Source organism: Microcoleus sp. bin38.metabat.b11b12b14.051, from assembly GCF_013299165.1.
GTDB lineage: Bacteria > Cyanobacteriota > Cyanobacteriia > Cyanobacteriales > Microcoleaceae > Microcoleus.
In genome coordinates this window covers 47377-65913 of sequence record NZ_JAAFKD010000021.1, presented here as the reverse complement: position 1 = coordinate 65913, position 18537 = coordinate 47377, and the positions used below count along the sequence as shown (strand labels likewise).

The 18537-nt window shown below is 45.9% G+C and carries 14 protein-coding genes and 2 pseudogenes; 3 read left to right on the top strand and 13 right to left on the bottom strand.

What is annotated here, in order from left to right; genetic code table 11:
- Nucleotides 1-301: 301 nt before the first annotated feature.
- On the bottom strand, nucleotides 302-1483 hold the full coding sequence (locus QZW47_RS20975) for a murein transglycosylase A (RefSeq protein WP_366930911.1): 1182 nt from the start codon (nucleotides 1481-1483) through the stop codon (nucleotides 302-304).
- A 41-nt stretch (nucleotides 1484-1524) separates the two neighbouring features.
- Complete coding sequence (locus QZW47_RS20970; RefSeq protein ID WP_293130789.1) at nucleotides 1525-1782, bottom strand: hypothetical protein; 258 nt, start codon at nucleotides 1780-1782, stop codon at nucleotides 1525-1527.
- Between the two features lie 800 nt (nucleotides 1783-2582).
- On the opposite strand from QZW47_RS20970, the gene QZW47_RS20965 reads away from it, so the two are divergent.
- Nucleotides 2583-3536, top strand: a complete 954-nt coding sequence (locus tag QZW47_RS20965) for a glycosyltransferase (protein ID WP_293130786.1) — start codon at nucleotides 2583-2585, stop codon at nucleotides 3534-3536.
- Between the two features lie 276 nt (nucleotides 3537-3812).
- Here QZW47_RS20965 and QZW47_RS20960 read toward each other — a convergent pair.
- A pseudogene (locus QZW47_RS20960) lies at nucleotides 3813-4259 on the bottom strand (MBL fold metallo-hydrolase); the annotation flags it as partial.
- A 58-nt stretch (nucleotides 4260-4317) separates the two neighbouring features.
- Nucleotides 4318-5601, bottom strand: a complete 1284-nt coding sequence (locus QZW47_RS20955; protein WP_293130783.1) for a transposase — start codon at nucleotides 5599-5601, stop codon at nucleotides 4318-4320.
- Between the two features lie 68 nt (nucleotides 5602-5669).
- Here QZW47_RS20955 and tnpA point away from each other — a divergent pair, with 68 nt between their 5' ends.
- Nucleotides 5670-6083, top strand: coding sequence for an IS200/IS605 family transposase (gene tnpA / locus QZW47_RS20950; RefSeq protein ID WP_293130780.1), 414 nt, complete (start codon nucleotides 5670-5672; stop codon nucleotides 6081-6083).
- 72 nt (nucleotides 6084-6155) lie between these two features.
- On the opposite strand, the pseudogene QZW47_RS20945 reads toward tnpA, so the two are convergent.
- Together QZW47_RS20945 and QZW47_RS20940 are read right to left on the bottom strand one after the other, a co-directional pair.
- Nucleotides 6156-6581 (bottom strand): annotated as a pseudogene (locus tag QZW47_RS20945) (ferredoxin); the annotation flags it as partial.
- A 154-nt stretch (nucleotides 6582-6735) separates the two neighbouring features.
- Entirely contained in the window at nucleotides 6736-7983 is a 1248-nt protein-coding gene (locus tag QZW47_RS20940; RefSeq protein WP_293130777.1) for an HhoA/HhoB/HtrA family serine endopeptidase, read from the bottom strand.
- A gap of 531 nt (nucleotides 7984-8514) precedes the next feature.
- Here QZW47_RS20940 and QZW47_RS20935 point away from each other — a divergent pair.
- Nucleotides 8515-8739 (top strand): hypothetical protein, encoded by a 225-nt coding sequence (locus QZW47_RS20935; RefSeq protein ID WP_293130775.1) that lies wholly within the window; start codon nucleotides 8515-8517, stop codon nucleotides 8737-8739.
- A gap of 48 nt (nucleotides 8740-8787) precedes the next feature.
- On the opposite strand, the gene QZW47_RS20930 is transcribed toward QZW47_RS20935, so the two are convergent.
- The 7 genes from QZW47_RS20930 to QZW47_RS20900 all read right to left on the bottom strand — a co-directional run bounded on the left by QZW47_RS20930 (nucleotide 8788) and on the right by QZW47_RS20900 (nucleotide 18114).
- Entirely contained in the window at nucleotides 8788-9870 is a 1083-nt protein-coding gene (locus QZW47_RS20930) for an AI-2E family transporter (RefSeq protein WP_293130773.1), read from the bottom strand.
- A gap of 365 nt (nucleotides 9871-10235) precedes the next feature.
- On the bottom strand, nucleotides 10236-11294 hold the full coding sequence (locus QZW47_RS20925; protein WP_293130770.1) for a D-alanine--D-alanine ligase family protein: 1059 nt from the start codon (nucleotides 11292-11294) through the stop codon (nucleotides 10236-10238).
- A 138-nt stretch (nucleotides 11295-11432) separates the two neighbouring features.
- Nucleotides 11433-11858: a hypothetical protein gene (locus QZW47_RS20920; RefSeq protein WP_293130767.1), complete on the bottom strand. Its 426-nt coding sequence runs from the start codon at nucleotides 11856-11858 to the stop codon at nucleotides 11433-11435.
- A 396-nt stretch (nucleotides 11859-12254) separates the two neighbouring features.
- A complete protein-coding gene (gene miaB, locus QZW47_RS20915) occupies nucleotides 12255-13607 on the bottom strand; it encodes a tRNA (N6-isopentenyl adenosine(37)-C2)-methylthiotransferase MiaB (RefSeq protein ID WP_293130764.1) in 1353 nt (450 codons plus the stop codon).
- 612 nt (nucleotides 13608-14219) lie between these two features.
- Nucleotides 14220-15371, bottom strand: a complete 1152-nt coding sequence (locus QZW47_RS20910) for a DNA cytosine methyltransferase (protein ID WP_293130761.1) — start codon at nucleotides 15369-15371, stop codon at nucleotides 14220-14222.
- Between the two features lie 138 nt (nucleotides 15372-15509).
- Entirely contained in the window at nucleotides 15510-15938 is a 429-nt protein-coding gene (locus QZW47_RS20905; RefSeq protein WP_293130758.1) for a hypothetical protein, read from the bottom strand.
- Nucleotides 15939-16110: 172 nt separating this feature from the next.
- Nucleotides 16111-18114, bottom strand: coding sequence for an FHA domain-containing protein (locus QZW47_RS20900; RefSeq protein WP_293130755.1), 2004 nt, complete (start codon nucleotides 18112-18114; stop codon nucleotides 16111-16113).
- Nucleotides 18115-18537: the final 423 nt, after the last annotated feature.

Sequence of the window (18537 nt, the reverse complement as noted above, 5' to 3'; positions counted from 1 at the left end):
GGTGGCGAATAATTCTCGTAAAAACCCGGTTTCTGGCCACTCGTGAGTATCGAAGAAACCGGGTTTTTTTGTATATTTATCGATGGTAGTGAATAATTTTCGTAAAAACCCGGTTTCTGGCCCTGCGTGAGTATCGAAGAAACCGGGTTTTTTCCTAATTTGTCGATGGTAGTGAATAATTGTCGTAAAAACCCGGTTTCTGGCCCTGGGTGAGTATCGAAGAAACCGGGTTTTTTCTTAATTTGTCGATGGTGGCGAATAATTGTCGTAAAAACCCGGTTTCTGGCCCTGCGTGAAGATCCTACTTTAATAGCGGATAATACAGTTCTCCAGTAGAGTTGATATAACCCGCCCGATCGCCCGCCAAGTCACCAGTCCCCATAAATACGTCAACTCTCCCCGCGCCTTTAATTGCACCACCAGTATCTTGATCCAGTACAAACCGATTCACTGCACTTTGTTCGAGTTTCCCTGCTGCATTGGGATAGGGCAGTTTTGTGCTAATTAATGCTAGCGCGCCGGGGGGCATTAAACCTTTGTCGGTGGCGATCGACCTTTCGGCAGTTACAGGCACTCCAATGCTGCCGGTAGCAGGCGATCCGTTGGTATCTCGGAAGAAGACAAAGCTTTGATTTTTCGGCAAATACTTGTCCATCTCTGCTGGAAAATTGCTAAAATATTCGTTTAGTTTGGGCAATGTTAGCTGGTCTAAACTAAACTTGCCGTCCTTAACTAATTCTCGCCCGACACCTGTATAACTCTGACTGGTTTTCCCCGCGAAACCTACTGTCATGACGCCACCGTCTGTTAGTTGTAACTTCGCGGAACCTTGGACGTGGACGAGAAATGCTTGGAAGCGATCGCGCAACCAGACTAATTCTAATCCCCGCAGCAATCCTTTGTTTCCTTGCAAAGCATCCGCACCTTCCAATTCCAATCTGGTTGGGTGAGGTTTCGGCCAAGAACCCAGGTTTGGTGGCACTCTGTACAGGGGGTAACGGTATTCGGAATTAGGCGTGCGAGATGCCTGGTAAGTCGGCTCGAAATAACCGGTAAATGCAACTGTTCCTTTGTTGTCTTTGCCGATCGACTTATAAAACACAAACTCCCGCTTGACAGATTCCTGGAGTTGTGCTGGAGTTGTAGAACTGACAACTAATTCGCGGAATCGATCGAGCGATCGCCGAACTCGATCGCGGGTAATACCTGCGACCCGATAGCGACTGTAAGCACTCGCCGCCGCCTGGGAGTTAAGATAACCGAGGCTGTGGTCGATCGACTTTAACAGCAATTGCTTATCCCCCGGTTTGCCATTTTCGCCCCAGATTTGAGCATCAAAGGCGATCGACTCCAACTCACTCGCCTGCAATTGACTTATACTAATAGGTTGCAGCGCCGGAATTGCGATCGCGGGTACTGAAAAGGCGATCGCCAAAACACAACAGGCGATCGCCAATAGCTGATAACGAAAACTCTTACTCAATTTACAATCTTTCCTATTCAATTGATAATTTTCTCGATCGATCATTCATCATATCGTTCGATGCTAGAACTAAATATCGGTTCTACTCGAATGCCTAGAACGCTTGCAGGCCGAACTACCATGTATTCGCCTTGAATATTTTTGATCGGGACATTGAGAAATTCTGACGAATCTTGTTTGGGAACCAGAGTTTTGCTGTACCACAGTTGAAAATCTTGCAGCGTTGCAAAACGGATTTCTTCGCGGTGGCCGCCGTCTAGCAGCAGGTGCACGGAATATTCGCTGGGAGTTCTAGGCATAGCAGATGGGAGAGTTGTTGTACGATAATTTAAAATCTTAAATCTAAAATTGGTATGGCCGCAGTCTAGTAGCAGGTGCACGGAATATTCGCACTTGAGTTCTAGGCATATGTGTATTTTAGATTTTTGATTTTAAGCTTTTGGAACGATTTTACATTTTACCTGTTACTCGGCGTATTCTCTCATCTAATCGGTTGGAGAGCGGGGGAGGGGGGATAAGGGGAGATGACGCGGAACTTGTTGCAGAATTTTAACACTCTCTGTCGCCGTCGCGATCTCGCTTGCGGTTCGCGGCGGCTGAGTTTTTGGGTTTTTCCGGAAAACACTAAAAACCAGCAGATTATATTCTGTCACAGGAATTGATTGCTGCGGAGCGATCGTCCGCTAGCGCAGCCCGCCCTTACCAAGGCTAAGCCAACCAACAGCATCGTCCCAACTCCGACTTAGTAATAGTTGTTGTCCTAGATTGAAATAGTGACTCAATAATCAATGAAAGTCTTGTGGAACGTTGGTTGTAGCAGAGTTCCCAGTCTGCAATCTCAACGCAAAACAGCTTATCCCAACAACAAGTAGCGCGGCTGTCGATCGTCGTTTCTCCATAACAGGCGTTACAAAATATACACGTGTTTGAGAGACTGGGATTTCCAGCCTCAGTCGGCTATTGGTTGCTGTCGGCTGCTGCCAAACCGATCGGCGTTACGACGCGATTAAGTTAACGAACACAAGCATGAAAATCCTTGTCTTATAAGAACTTTTAGGCAGCGTGCAGCATCAAGTACAGCGGTGAGATTGTGGAGTTTTTGGGTGAGTCAGAAACTCTGTTGCCGCAAATTTTCGGGGAATTGGCGATCGGGTTTGACTTCCCCAAAAATTATGATATGGTTATTTTATATACACTTCAACCCATCAGTGGAATGAACATATCCATTATTGGCGATCAAAATTACATTTTGGGGATAGCAGCGCTGCTGAAGTCCATAGAACTCAATATCACTGAAGATCCAAACTTGCCCGTTAGCATTACGGTGGTATCGACAGGTATAAATACACAGCAAAGAAAACTGTTGCAAGATTGCTGCAAATATGAGATTGAATGGGAAGAAGTTAAGCCGAATTACGGGGGATTGCTTTCCCTGTCGGGTTCTAAGCTGACTTACGCGAGATTGGAACCGGAGAAATACACAAAAGCCAAAGATAGGCTGATTTGGCTTGACAGTGACATGATTGTTCTGGGGAGTTTAGATCCGCTGTGGAACCTAGACTTTGAAGGAATGCCGGTGGCCGCAGCGCTCAATGTCTGGGGAAATCCCAACAATCCGGCCGATAAAAAGCCTTATTTTAATGCTGGTCTTTTAGTTTTTAATCTCAAGCTTTGGGAGCAAGAAAATCTCTCAGAAAAAATGATCGATAACGCTCGGATTAACCTTTGGTGCGATTGCGATCAGGGTACATCAAATTCTGTGTTAGCGGGAAGGTGGAAGCGATTAGAGCAGATATGGAACAATCCCGATACAGATGATATGTCCACGAGAGTGATGCACTTTATCTCTAGTCCGAAACCTTGGGAAAGCCCGCAACCTAATGAATTATGGCTGGAGATGTTATCTCAAACACCGTTTAAGGACGAACTGAGCCGAATTAAAACTAATTCTGATTTGATGTCGAGGCTCAAGGTAAAATACAAAAGATGGGAGCCGTGGCTGACTGAACCAACCACAAAAATTAAGAGCTATATCAAAAATCGACAAAGGTAAGAGGATTTGAGATTGGCGGCTGGCACCACTTCGCAAAACTAATGCAACTGGCCCAGCAGCTCTCAGCAACGATCGCATGATATCCTCTCCAGATTAACCGCACGCGCGATCAGTTCGTAGTGCGGACTTCAGTCCGCAGTATTTTGCGGACTTCAGTCCGCACTACGAACCTTGCTGATTGGGGTTAATCGATCGCACACTAGATAACACAAAAAAGCTTGCATTCCTGAATGCAAGCTTTTTTTACCTGTTCGGACTCAGGAATGCAAGCCCTATTCAATAAGCCTCCATCCAAGCAATACATTTTCGCATCTGTTCGCCCATGGTTTCTCGATCGGCATGATACCTGCGGCCGTGTCCCGGCAAAACCCATTCAAACGAGTAATTAGCTAAGTTGTGCATAGATTTGATTTGTTCTGGCCAAGAATACCAACACGCAGTAGGAAAGCCAATTAGCTGCTGGAAATTGTCCGACCATGCTAGATGGTCGCCGCTAAACAAAAATTTGTGATTGTACAGCAAAACAGTGTGACCTTTCGTATGGCCTGGAACAGGTACAATAGACAAATCCTCAGCTATTTGATGCGGTTCGCTGCCGGATAATTGAATTTCTACACTGCGAGTATCCGCGTTAACTTCGTCAGCATGAAGAATGCGATCGCACCCAAAACGATCGCGATATTTTTGATGGTCGGCTACATCGTCGCGGTGAGTCAAGTACAATTGACTGCTCCCCGGCATAAATGCACGGGGATTCCCAAAGGCTGCTAGGAGACAGGAGTCAAAGCCGTGTCTCTCCGCTTTTCCTTTGAACTGTCACCCAGATATGACTCCGAGTGGGACGAGTCAAAGCGCCCCTAGACACTCGGCTAAGGTCTAACCCCAGCGTCATGCTTACTTTACGCAGAATGTTGGCAGCGCCATTACAATCTGCGTTGATGTACCAGTTTTGAGCAGTTCGATACAATCCGCGTTTTGTCCGTTTGCCCGATTCCTTCCACCCTTCGGGTTTTTCACCGAACGTAGGTAGCAAGTCAGCATCGACAAACGAAGCCTTAGAGGTGTATGATTCCTCAGTTTCGACAAACTGAATCCCATACTGTTGGCACAATTGGGCGATACGGGTCTTTAATCTAGCCGTGGGAATCTGCACAAACTTCTGATTGGTTTTTTTGCCCATGTTGGCGCTGTCTTTTTGTGCTTTATTCCAGCCAAAAACAACTGTGCCAATATGATTCTCCAAACAGTGGTTGACGACCTGTCGAGCAGCTTTGTTAACAGCATCTCTGACCTGCCGATTTCGCTTTTCAGTAATGGCGGCTAATCGCTTAGACCAAAACCCTTGGGGCTTATCGTCCTTCAGGGTTGAAACTTGTTTGTTATACCAGCGATTCAAAGACTTAAGATGCAAACCGTCCACAATCATTGACGTTCCTGCATTACTCACTATTGTCAGCCAATTGTTCAACCCTGGATCAATCCCCAGCGCTAATAACGGATCGAGTGTCACGTCAATCGCTCGAACTTTGTAGACGAACTCAGCATAAAAGCAGCCATTGCGCGGCAAGATTCTGAGTTCTCGAATCTCTGAATACTCAAGGTTTGCTGGCATTGCCAGCTTGAAGTTTTTCAACCCAAACCAAGCTTGAACTTTTTGCCCTAACGGGATAACAATTTGACCGTCCAGCAACTTCTTTCCCAGTGCTTGCTTTGGGTAGGCAATGAGATGAAGCCCGTCTTTTTCGCGGTAGTTAATGAGCTTCGGACGATGCTCTAAACCGCCTTCTTGAAACAGCTTAATCAAGCCCTTGTAGGACTTAATGGATTCTCCTACAGCGCCACAAACCTGTTGCGCGGCTTGAGCACATAACGCGCCGTAATGGGGATTGCGTTTCAGTTTGTTGATTAGGTCAAAAGGTCTGACAAACTGATGAGCCTTGAAATACATCTGACGACCGTAGTAAACCGCACAATTATGTAGCTTGTTTGCTTCGCCACAAATGAACTCTAGAATCGCCTGAAGCTCTTGATCTGGCTTGATTAAAACTTGTTGGCATCCAAACATATTTGCTTAACCTCCTGTCGCTATTATCTATTACAATTGTCTTCAATACAACTTACAGATACAAAATTATGGCTAGTTTATCAAAAACAGACTTGGAGTATCGGCACGAAGGAAATGCCGTGTCGATGATTAACTATCACTTTGTCTTTGTTCCAAAGCGTCGCCGCCCTGTGCTAACCCAAAAGGTCGCAGAACGGCTTCAAGAAATCATTTTTGAGCTTGTTGTAGAAAATCGATGGAAGTTAATCGCTGTTGAAATAATGCCTGACCATGTTCATTTGCTGCTAAACATCAAGCCGAGCGATTCAGCTTCGGACGTAATGCGAAGAATTAAAGGCAGGTCAGCAAAGCTTCTAAGAGATGAGTTCCCGCAATTGCTAAAACTGCCTTGTATGTGGACTCCTAGTTATTTTGTTGGGAGTGTTGGCAATGTCTCGACTGAAATTGTTCGCAAGTATATCGAGCAGCAAAATGGAAAATAGTAATTGCAGCTTAAAAGCTTCCCCTAGCTTTCATCCCCGGCTTAAAAGACCGGGGTTCTCAGCATGGTTTTTATAGCGAATTCCGCCCATTGCTTCGAGATTTTTGACTAGCGGCGGCACAAAACGAGGAGAATCAACTAAAATGTTTCCTTCGGGGCGGACAATTAAATAACTCGCTGCACCGTAGGATTTCTCTGAGTGGTAGCCGCAGTGGTAGATATTTTCGGTTACTAATGCGGGTAAAAGTTCCTGAACTTCTTTAATAATTTTCGGTTTTTCTACAGTACCGATCGAACTTGTCGGACAAGACAAAAGAGCCGCAAAACTTCGTATTTGAGCGATTTCGTCTGTTGGCTGGTGGTAAACCGCAGATTGTTCTCCAGCTTTAGTAAAGACTTCCGGGGCCATCCACCGACAAGTATCGCAGTCTATGCAGCTACTGTCTACATAAAAATTACCGCTGATATTTTCGGGACGGCGCAAATTGATGTGAGCCATTTTTTCACCTCTCAATCACAAATCAGGGCTAGAAGTCCATAATATAAAAATTGTGGGCTGGCTATAAGGCCGACCCCACAATAATTCTACTCTCTTGTTGTGGAACGGGCATCTTGCCCGTTCCCAAGCAGACTACCAACTCAAAGTTTAAATTCTACTGCTGCTTGTCGGCTGCTGGAAAAGCACCAGCTTTCACTGCCACAGTAACAGGTTGTCCGCCGCGGCTCAACTCAAGTTCCAGATTGGTGCCTACTTTGCTATTCTCGACAATTTGCTGTACGCTGCCAGCATCGCTGACTTCTTTACCGTTGATTTTCTTAATCACGTCAGCAAGACGAATCCCAGCTTGTGCCGCCGGAGAATCTTTGGCAATTCCCAAAACTAACACGCCTTTATCCTCAGTCAGCCTCAATTTGGGGTTGGGATTTTTATTAAATTCTGCCTTGACTTCGGGAGTAATGCCCAACATCCGAACGCCGAGATAGGGATGTTCGGCTTTTCCTGCTGTGACTAATTGGTTGGCAATTTGTTGTGCTCGATCGATCGGAATCGCAAAACCCAACCCTTGGGCGCCTTGAATAATCGCCGTATTCATGCCGATAACTTGACCGCGCTGGTTCAGCAACGGGCCGCCGGAATTGCCGGGATTGATTGCAGCATCGGTTTGAATAAAGCTAACGCGCTTGTCGGGAACGCCAACATCGGCGCTAGAGCGGCCTGTGGCGCTAATAATCCCCACAGTGACGGTATTATCTAAACCGAGGGGATTGCCGATCGCGATCGCCCATTCTCCCGGCTGTAACTCTTCAGATTTGCCCAAACTTACCACAGGTAAATTGGTAGCTTCAACCTTAACAACAGCCACATCAGTAACTGTATCTACCCCCAAAACTTTGCCTGCCAATTCGCGGCCGTCCTTAAATTTAACTGTCACCGTATCCGCGCCGTCAACAACGTGAGCGTTAGTCAAAATGCGACCGTCGGAACCAAACACAAAACCCGAACCGGAGCCCCGCTGAACCTGCTTTTCCGGTTGGCTCGTTGGAGAATCTGGGCCGAAGAAGCGGCGTAAAAACGGCTCGTCCAAAATATCAGGCTGTTGAGTTTTTACCGTGCGAGAAGAATTGATACGTACCACTGCCGGGCCGACTTCCTGCACAACTTTAGTCACAAAATTAGCATCTTGATTCGGCAGTATATTGGCAGGCAATGCTGAGATTGGTGCTGTTGCAGGTTCTGATTTGATTGCGTTAGAACTTCCAGGAACTTGGGCAGAACTTAGGCCGTTGCACCCAACTGTTGCGGTGGAGCCGAGCAAAACCAAGGATAAAAAAGCCAGTTTTTTCGGCAAGGAAAGACGGCGAGAAGGCAGATTGGTAGCAGGCATATTTTTGTTTGACATAGTATTGATTTGGTGGGATAATGGGTGGGAGTTATAATTATTTTTTGGCATTTTTAGCACCTACTGTAAATCACTTAAATTAATTGACTTAAATTCACCGAGAACTCAAGATTCTTTAATTTTAATTCAAGTCTTTCTGACCGCTGCGGGCGGTTGGGGTGGGATTTACCCTACAGGGTGGGGTAGAAACCGGAGTGTAGCAGGCAAATGATGGATTACATCGGGGCGATCGCGCGATCGCCAAACTGCTGCAAGCTGCGATAATATAAACTACGTCAGGCTCCCCGGATATTCCGCATTTCCACGCTCAATTTTCACAGCATGGACATCCCGACTCCACAACCCCACCTTCAGCCTGATTTTTCGCCTCACCAGCAGCAGTCCCAAGCTGTAGCGATCGAGCGTGTAAAAACGAATTTTGGCGCCACGAGAACTCCCGCACCAAGGAAAAATCTAACGAAGATTACATGATAGAAATATCTGGTACTATTAGCATCGCCTGCTCTGAAACCTCAATCAGAGTCATCTACTATGAATTTTAATTTTGGCAAGTCTTTTGTAGCAACTGCCCTCGCCCTCGGTGCACTGTTATCCGGCATTGTAGGCACTGCGGGAATGCCAGCAGCAGAAGCCGCTACCAGCAAACCCGCAACTAAGACAGTAGAAGCCGCTAGCACTAAGCCCAGAGCTAAAGTAGCAACCAAAAAACCTGTAAAGCCTAGAGCTAAAGTAGCTGCTAAAGCTAAGTCCAAGTAGACACAAAAAACTCCGTTTAAATCTGAGATTTAAACGGAGTTGACAATTTTATAATTCAGCCGGTTCAATGGAACTAATAGCATCCATTTCCATCGACTTGTTCTTGGAAGTTTCCCAAGTATCAACAGTATTTTTAATAAAACCAGCCATCGGTACAGCAACTAACAAACCTGCTATTCCCGCCACCTTCACCCCAATTAACAGCGACACTAAAATCCACACGGGATTGAGACCGATAAAACCCCCTAACAATCGAGGAGCCACCCCGCTTTCAATTACTTGCTCGATGACTGTAGCGACAGCTAAAAGCGTGACTCCGAGCCAAAAATTGTTTAATGTGATCAGCAAACTGACAACGCAAATGCTGAAAGGCGCTCCGAAGGGAATCATTGTCATTACCCCCACACCCAAACCGAACAGCAATCCGAAAGGAACTCGCAAAATTAAAAAAGCCACAGTCATTGACAATCCCATTAAACCGGCCAAAGTTGCTTGGCCGACGAAGTAGTTGTGGAAGCTTCGCGCTAGCAACTGCCGCAATTGCAGGCTCAGTTTGGAGGGAAACCACTTAAACAATCCTTCCCACAGCCGATCGCCGTGCAAGAGCAAGTAAAATGTCAGGACTATGGTGAGCAGAAAATTCACCAGACTGTCGGCCGCACCCAAGCCAAATTTGAGAATTTCACCCGTGAGAGACTGCAATTGAGTTGAAAGTCGATCGCTCAATTGCGTAGTCAAACCGCTAACATCAATGGGGAGACGGCGATTTTCCGCCCACTTGTGGAATGCTTCAATCTGCTCTGTACCAGAAACTATCCAACTCGGTAGTCGCGTGGCGAGTTCAGTAATTTGGTTCAACAGAATCGGAGCCAGAGTGACACCCAAAACCACCAAGATCAGCAAAGTTAAGAATAATACCGCCAACACCGCGCGATCGCGCTTCAAACCGTATCTGCGGAGAAAGCGTACTGGATAATCTAGCAAAAAAGAGAACACTGTCGCGACTACCAAAACGGTAATCAGCGCGCGAAAATATTCAAATACTAGGAGGGCTAACCAGCAGTTGAGTACCGCTAGAGGAAATAACAGTCCGTAAGTCCACCAAGGCGGCAGTTTAGTCAAACGTCTCATCTAAGTTAACCCACTTAAAACTTGAGATGCCAGATATAAGATTGAGGCTGCTATTTGCCCTTCTGGGCTCCCGATTATACGGTGCATTTAATTATACCTGTTTCAAAAACAAGGCAAATCTAGGTCAGCTCCCAACGCCCTGGCTAAGTCAGTCATCCCCAATCGCAAATCTCAAATCTGAAATCGAAAATGGTCTGATACCAGGCTGCTAAAAAGTCCCAGTTGCTCTACCAGCAGGAGAAATAAGGCTGCTGGCAGGCAGTACCTGCCACAACCATGTTATATCGTTTCCGCTGGTATGGATATATTACCTGCGGAATAACTTATTTTTTGCCCTTGGACGCAAACAGTTAGCGGCTGCTGATTCAAGCTTTTTCCCCGTGTCGTTCCACAGCTAATTGAATTAAACGGTCTGCTAATTCCGGAAAAGAAATACCGTCATGCGCCCACATTTGGGGATACATACTGGTAGCTGTAAAGCCGGGGAAAGTGTTGATTTCGTTAATCAAAACTTCTCCAGTTGATTCAACGTAGAAAAAGTCTACTCGCCCTAAACCTGCTGCATCAATAGCCAAAAATGCTCGCACAGCCATTTCTTGGATTTGGGAGACGATCGCACTGCTGACTTGTGCCGGAATAGAACATTCGGATTGTCCCTGAGTATATTTAGTTTCGTAGTCGTAGAAATCGCTTTGAAAACTAATTTCTCCCACCGTTGAAGCTTTCGGGTTGTCGTTGCCCAAAACCGCACATTCTAACTCTCTAGCAACCACACCCGCTTCCACAATGATCCGCCTGTCGTAGCTGGCGGCGCTGTCGAGAGCGGCTTCTAACTCAGCGCGCGATCGAGCTTTAGAAATGCCCACAGACGAACCTAAATTCGCTGGCTTAATAAAGCAAGGATAGCCCAACTCGGCTTCAATTTTGTCGCACAGTTTGGGAAAAATGCAAGGATTCGACCAGATTTCAGAACGGTTGACAGCGATGTATTTTACCTGCGGCAAACCTGCTTGAGCAAAAGCCATTTTCATCACAATTTTATCCATTCCCAGGGCCGAACCCAAAACCCCAGAACCGACAAAAGGAACTTGCAATAATTTCAGTAACCCTTGCACAGTACCGTCTTCGCCGTTGGGGCCGTGCAAAACTGGGAACCAAACATCTACTCCATTAAAATTAGGAAACTGCCAAGCTTCTCCTGTTTGCGACTCTATTTCCAGGGGTTTTCCTGTTGCTAAAACTTGTTGCGGTGTCGCGCCCGACAGCCAGCGGCCGTCTTTTTGGATGTAAAACGGCAGAACTTCGTATTTAGAGGCATTTTCGTCAGCAGCAAGGGCGCGGGCGATCGCCCGCGCGGAACTAATCGAGACTTCATGTTCGCCCGATCGCCCCCCGAACAGCAGCCCGATCCGCATCTTCGTCATTTTTCAATACTCCCGGTACTTTTTGACAAATATACACGCAGTTAGCGCAGCTACAACAGGAAGTATCCGACACCAAACCAGAATTGGCGATCGACAAACAAGCTCGAAAACCGCCACAACTAACGCATCAGATCGGGGCTACTGGGGCTGGATTGGTTTCACAAAACTGCTCTTAGCCGGAACAAAACAATTACTCGGCCCGCCATTACCCTCAGTTTTTTCAATAAAAAACCAAGGTTGATGTTGCGAATCGTACAAAACCCCCAATCCGCTGGGGCCGAGATAGATTTCAAAATTCTGCCCCGGTTTCAAAGTACCAACCACAGGCCAACTAGCAATATTTAAATTAATCTTGCTTCCCGGGTCTTCTATTTCCTCAATAGAATGCGGGCCCATGCGACAGTTGAGACCGTTGGGGTCAGTATCTACCACTTCCCAATATAGGTGGGAGGTTCTGGAATACTCTCCGCGATCGTTTGGCTGCGGCAATTCAGCTTGCTCATCTATTAACCCAGTTGTTTGGGGAATTGACTGTTGTGTATCGAAGTCAGAACTTTCTGTCATGGATTTAAACACTCTTTTGTTAATAAAAATTGTATCGAATTTAACCGCCAACCACAAACCTCAGATCGCCTCCAGCAACTTATACGCAATGCGTCAAGGTTCGTAGTGAGGACTTTAGTCCGCATCCATCCAAGACTCAAATCCCCACTAAAAACTAATCAGTAAAGGTTCGTAGTGAGGACTTTAGTCCGCATCCATCCAAGACTAAAATCCCGACTAAAAACTAATCAGTAAAGGTTCGTAGTGAGGACTTTAGTCCGCATCCATCCCAGACTAAAATCCCGACTAAAAACTAATCAGTAAAGGTTCGTAGTGAGGACTTTAGTCCGCATCCATCCAAGACTAAAATCCCGACTAAAAACTAATCTCGAACTGTCAACTGCCAACTGTCAACTGTCAACTGTCAACTGAAACCATTTCTCCAGTCAAACTAAAAGCGCGAATATCAGTAATTTTAACACGCACAATTTTTCCTGCCAATTGTGCAATATCGCCCTTAAAAAATGTCAGGCGATTGCCGCGAGTGCGCCCCATCACCTGAGTTGGATCTTTCAGATTTTGGACTTCCACCAAAACCTCCTCAGTGCGATCGAAATAGCGCTGCGATCGCTCCATAGCGGTTGTCGTCACCACATGATTGATGCGTTGCAGGCGATCGGCCTTCACCTCCTCACTCAACTGATTTTCCCACAAAGCAGCAGGCGTCCCCGGGCGAGGCGAATAAGCAGCAGTATTCACCAAATCAAAACCCACATCTTCGATCAACTTCAAAGTCTTCTCAAACTGAGCCTCCGTTTCCCCCGGGAAACCCACAATCGCATCAGCCGTAATCGAAGCATCCGGCATATAACGGCGAATCATATCCACAATTCGCAGATATTTCTCCTGAGTATAACCCCGAGACATCGCCTTCAAAATCTCATTATCACCCGACTGAAAAGGCACATGAAAATGTTCGCAAACCTGCGGTAACTCCGCACAAGCCTTAATCAATCGTTCATTAAAATAGCGCGGGTGGCTAGTAGCAAACCGCAGGCGATCGACACCAGGAACATCCCGCAAAAAATAAAGCAAATCAGTCAAAGTATGCTGATTGCTGCCATCCGGTTTTGTCCCCGGCAAATCGCGCCCGTAAGCATCAATATTCTGCCCCAACAAAGTCACTTCCTTGTAACCTTGACGGCCCAAATCCTCCATTTCAGCGCGAATAGCCTCCGGCATTCGTGACTGTTCAACCCCGCGAACATTCGGCACAACACAATAAGTGCAGCGTTCGTTGCAGCCATAAATTACATTTACCCAAGCAGTCACCTTGCTGTCGCGGCGAGGCTTAGTAATATCCTCCATAATCTCCACAGCTTCCGTCGCTACAACTTGATTTCCCTGAAAAACTTGTTCCAGCAAATCTTCAAGTCGGTTAGCGTGTTGCGGGCCCATTACTAAATCTAATTCCGGCACTCTACGCAACAGCGCTTCACCTTCCTGCTGCGCCACGCATCCAGCTACAACCAAAGTCAAACCAGGTTCTTGGCGCTTGCGATGAGCTTGCCTTCCGAGGTTAGAATAAACTCTTTGTTCAGCATTGTCGCGAATCGTGCAAGTATTGTAGAGAATCAAACTAGCGTCATTCGGGTCTTCCGAGAATTCAAAGCCCATATTTTCCAGAATGCCAGCCATCCGTTCCGAATCGGCTTTATTCATCTGGCATCCGAAAGTAGTGATGTGATAGCGGCGGGGTTTAACGGTCATGGCGAATTGCAGGAAAATAAAAAATCTAGGTTTTCAACCTTATGGCGTATTATATAATAAATTTTAACCTTTTCACCAATCTGTAGGGTGTGTGAGGCGCGGCGATTAACTTGCGTCACTGAAAATCAATCTTAAACCGTGCCTCACGCACCAAAAATATAATTACTCAACCACAATATTGTGTCTTCAAAAATACAATATTGTGGTTGAGCCACAGCCTGGGAAGCCAAATAATGAACTCCATTACCACAGTTTTAAACATATATTTTTATTAATTAATTTAAAAAACAACTTTCACCAACCTGTAGGGTGCGTGAAGAGTGGAAATTAATACCATGGCTAAAAATTATTGCTACAATAATAATATATTTTGGGGTTTGTTTACAACACCTAGAAGCTGGTGGTGCGTCGCTATGAGATTGTCGATTTTGATGTAGAGATTTATCGCAGGCGACACACCCTACGCCTCAACCGTTGGTGAATTTTTATTTGGCTCAGTTTATTTGAAAAAGGCATTCCACCAATCTGTATGGTGTGTGAGGCGCGGCGATTAACTTGCGTCACAGACAATCAATCTTAAACCGCGCCTCACGCACCAAAAATATAATTAACTCAACGACCATATTGTCTATGCAAAAATATAAAAATTGTTTGAGCAATACCTTTAGATGCCAAATAAGGAACTCCATTACCCACAGTTTTAAACATATTAGTCAGTGTCATATTATTCGGCAGCGCAAACTCTTTTGGTAGTGACTGGATAGCTAGTGCTTCTGCAACCGAAAGCCTGCGAACTTTGTAAGGATGCAAGTGAACTTCGTTATTCCCATAACAAGCAGTCGGCGAATACCGCCAGCGGTGCAAACGCTTAAAAGATTTTTTTGAATCATCTCCTTCATCGACCTCTGCAAACCTTTTAATACCTGCTCTAGGTTGAAAATAATGTTCAGCATTGGGATGATTGAGAACATCATTTTTTTGGAACCAAAACTCAACTGTTAATTCTGGAGTAATGCCATCGGGACAAGGCAAGAAACCATCTTGTACAAAAGCATTTCTTTTAGACCAAGGATGACAAAAAACGTCTGATTTAGGATGTAATAGCTGGGTTTCCCAGGGAAATAAACTTTCAGGTAACATTGGGCTAGTTTTATCTATGGAAATACCCAGATTTGTGACAAGATTTTTGCTAAAGCCAATCAAAATAATTCGGTCTCTATCTTGTGGGACGCCGTATTCGATCGCATTTATTAAACGTTCCACAAAAAAATATCCCGCATCAGCCAACTTATGCTTGAGTTCGTCATAAAAAGCTTTATGCTTTTTTGTTCTCCACAAACCTTTGACATTTTCAAACAAAAAGAAATCCGGCTGCTGTTGACAAATCAATTCAATGTACGAAGCTGAAAGTTTGCCTTTATCTCCTTCCTGACCTCGGTTTTTGCCGCCAATAGAAAAGTCAGGACAAGGCGGCCCCGCGATAAATCCCACAATATCGTGATGCTGGCGGGCATCCTGCATTAATTCCCGCAGCCGAGAAGCTGGTTTTCCCCCTACAAGTTGAGTGATATCTGCTTCCTCTGCTTCGCAGTATCCATATTCTGGTAACGGCAAATTCAGACACTGCCGAGAGTAGCGGTATGCTTGCATGAAAGGTGGGAAAATTTCATTGACATACGCTACATTAAAGCCGCTTAATTCAAAACCGAGGTCGAGGAATCCTGAACCGGAAAAAAAGGAGAATATACAGGGAGAACGGTACATTGAATGATGCCAGGAATTTTAAACTAAAGTTATTATAAATTGTTTGCGGTACACAATGCACACTTTCTTTGCATACTTTATATCATTTATTAAAAGCATTAGCCTTGCGCCGGACACTCCACCGTGCCGTTTCCCTACTTAAAACCATTGGCCGCCTCGGAAACGCCAGTAGGGAAAGAAAATCCGCATCAGTGTTTGTGATGCCAGATAAATAGTCAGCCACACTAAACTGTAATGTAATGCAAAAGCTCCCACGTCAAAATCTTCTGTCGGTATCCCGGGCAAACCGATAATTTCAATCAAAAATAACATAAATAGTGCTTCCCAAATCCCGGCGATTAATTGAAAGGCACCGGGCCAATCTCGATCCCAGCGAAACTGCTGGATGTAAATATATAAGACATCCCAAGCGATGCCAAAAATTGCTACATATCCTAAAATCCAGAAAAATATTGCCCCGGATTTCGAGGTAATTAAACCCATGAAAAAGGGGATGGTTACTAAAACGCCTATGGTTGCAAATAATAGTAACCGAGTTTGCCAGCGACCATATAAGGTAGGAGTCATTCGATTTTAGATTTTGGATTTTAGATTTTAAATTGGGGATTTTGGATTTTGAATTGGGGACTTAGGATTTAGGATTTGGGGTTGTAGATAGAAGCGGAAGTTATAAGATTTTGAGGACTTTAGTCCTCACTACGAACGAATTTTATCGCTCTTTTCTTCTTCCTTGTTGAAATTAGCCGGGAGATTTATTTAAAATCCACTTTAACCATTGCACGAACGATCGCCAAATGCTCAATTTCCCAACACCCGGAGCTCCATTGGCTGCCAGACTTTCAACGGAACGCAGGGCCGCGTATTGCAAGCCCAAAAAGCTGTCTACGGGCGCGTAAGGCCCCCCCAAAGTAATCGCGCCCGCCGTGTACACCCGCCCTTCTCCATTGTTGGGGGAAGCATTGCGTAATTCGGGCACTTCAAAATCGTTGTTAACGCTCAAACGCCCCAAATTATTGAGGGGGAGATTGTATTGAATTACCAAATCCTCTAGGAGAGGGCTGGTTTTTACCTTAGCGTCCAAACCCGTAGCGTCAATGATAAAATCAGCTTCTAGCTTAATTTGCCCCTTGAGTTCCTTCTCCCGAATGTAAGTCACCGTGCGGTTTTGACTGTCGCGCTCGACTCGCTCGACTTCGCCGAAGGTGATTTGATACCATCCTTGACTTAAACCTTGTTTGACAATCCGCCGCCAGTCGCTGCGCTGGGCGGTGGTAGTACCGCCCCAGTCTGCTAGCAACTGCGGGCGCAATTCCGGTTTTGCTGTTTCCAAAAGTGCGCGCAGTTCCCCGCCCCAGCAGGCTTTGGGCCAGTTGAAAGGTTGAAATTCATAGTGATTTTCGACGTTTCTCTGAGCCCGATCGAATTTGTTACCTTGGGGTTTGGGCGATCGCATCAAATGCAATACTTGAATGTTGGCATTTCGCTGTCGCGCTTCATAAATTCGCTGCACCACCCGCGAAGCTACAATTCCCCGCCCTCTAATTAACACGGTGCCGCCCCTGGCCTCCAATTTTTCATAAACGCCGTCGTGGCTTTCGTAAGCGTTGACAACTGACTCAAAATCCTGGGTTGTTTCGCGGTAGGCTTGCAAGTCGGGCAAAAATTGAATGGCGGGATAGCCGGTGGCTAAGTGTACGTATTTGGCGATTAAAAAAGCTCGATCGCGCTCGTTGGCATTCGATCGAGAATACGCGATCGCGTACCTGCCGTCATCTGTCTGGCGAATCGCCCGCACTCTCCCGTAGCGAAACATCTGATTCCACCCGATACGCACAGTTTCCCTGTCAATCGAATCAAACACATTGTCGGCGTGCGGCGTATAGGTTTCGGCAAAAGTCGGTTCGGCAAATACCTGCCACATCAACTTCAGCGATATTCCCAGTCGCCCTTTGAGCAATTCTTGCCAAGCTTCCCGCAGAGCGTAGGGAGGCCAGCCCCAAATGTTGTCCGGACACGAGTCAGAATTCGATCGCAGGCGCTCTCGCAGCGGAATTTGAGAATTCAGGCACAAACGGCGGTAGCGCGCGTAGGGCTGCTCTTCCATACCCAAAACCGCAATTCGATCGGCTTTCACGCCGCAAATTCTCAGCAAATCCACCCAAATCAAGCTGCCCAAACCGCCGCCAACAGCAGCCCAATCAACTTCTTCTGCAACAGGGAATCCCATAGATTGGAGCGATCGCATTGTCACTTGATTTGCCTGCAAAAATGCGATCGGCGGAAATTCTTCCCTACTATTTGTTTGAGGAAGCGACACAATTTGCGGCCCCAACGCGGGGTCTGGCCCATTGGTTTGCGGGTTAAAGAAAATGTGAGAATTCACAGATGGGCTTTCTGTGGAATTAACAGTAAATGAAATGGCGATCGTGTAGGGGCCGATTTGTAGCATATCGCCGTTGGCCAGCACGCATCGGGTTTGGCGGGTGCCGTTGACAAAAGTACCGTTACGGCTGCCCGTGTCAGTGACTACAATCTTGTCGCCTTCGGTGGCAATCACAGCATGAAACCGAGAAACTTGACTGCTTTTGAGGGGAATTCGAGAAACTCGTCGCCCGTCGATCGTGGCGGGCATACCTTCAAAAATTCGTCCCAAAGCAATCGGCAATTCGAGTATCGGAGAGCGACAATCCCCCGTCTTTGTATCTTTCCAAGTCAGTCGCAGGTGCAAGGTTTGAGGATTCATGTCAGTTGTCAGTTGTCAGTTGTCATTAGTTATTAGTTATTAGTTATTAGTTATTAGTTATTAGTTATTAGTCATTTGTTATTTGTCATTAGTCATTTGTCAGCTCGCGCGAAGAGCGTAGTCGAAGGGTATTCATTTTTTATTTGTCATTTTTTATTTGTCATTTTTTATTTGTCATCAGGAATAAGGAATAAAAGCAATGATTTGAGCAACTAAGAACATCCTAAGCGTCGGGCGTGGCTGTTAGATAGGTTATTCGATTTAACGATTTTATGCAGCATCCCGATTTTGTCAAAAGCGTTTTTAATGTGAAAGTATTTTCCTCGTTAAATTGCGAAAAACTCGCCAATTGCTGATACCAGTCCCCAAAAACGATGCAACTTTAAGGATGCAACTTTAGGGAAGCTCCAAACCATTATGCAG

Coding starts and splice junctions, on each gene's coding strand:
- QZW47_RS20905 (WP_293130758.1), bottom strand. CDS start 15,938: ATGACTCCTACCTTATATGGTCGCTGGCAAACTCGGTTACTATTATTT.
- tnpA (WP_293130780.1), top strand. CDS start 5,670: ATGGCTAGTTTATCAAAAACAGACTTGGAGTATCGGCACGAAGGAAAT.
- QZW47_RS20900 (WP_293130755.1), bottom strand. CDS start 18,114: ATGAATCCTCAAACCTTGCACCTGCGACTGACTTGGAAAGATACAAAG.
- QZW47_RS20970 (WP_293130789.1), bottom strand. CDS start 1,782: ATGCCTAGAACTCCCAGCGAATATTCCGTGCACCTGCTGCTAGACGGC.
- QZW47_RS20925 (WP_293130770.1), bottom strand. CDS start 11,294: ATGACGAAGATGCGGATCGGGCTGCTGTTCGGGGGGCGATCGGGCGAA.
- QZW47_RS20955 (WP_293130783.1), bottom strand. CDS start 5,601: ATGTTTGGATGCCAACAAGTTTTAATCAAGCCAGATCAAGAGCTTCAG.
- QZW47_RS20940 (WP_293130777.1), bottom strand. CDS start 7,983: ATGTCAAACAAAAATATGCCTGCTACCAATCTGCCTTCTCGCCGTCTT.
- QZW47_RS20930 (WP_293130773.1), bottom strand. CDS start 9,870: ATGAGACGTTTGACTAAACTGCCGCCTTGGTGGACTTACGGACTGTTA.
- QZW47_RS20910 (WP_293130761.1), bottom strand. CDS start 15,371: ATGTACCGTTCTCCCTGTATATTCTCCTTTTTTTCCGGTTCAGGATTC.
- QZW47_RS20920 (WP_293130767.1), bottom strand. CDS start 11,858: ATGACAGAAAGTTCTGACTTCGATACACAACAGTCAATTCCCCAAACA.
- miaB (WP_293130764.1), bottom strand. CDS start 13,607: ATGACCGTTAAACCCCGCCGCTATCACATCACTACTTTCGGATGCCAG.
- QZW47_RS20935 (WP_293130775.1), top strand. CDS start 8,515: ATGAATTTTAATTTTGGCAAGTCTTTTGTAGCAACTGCCCTCGCCCTC.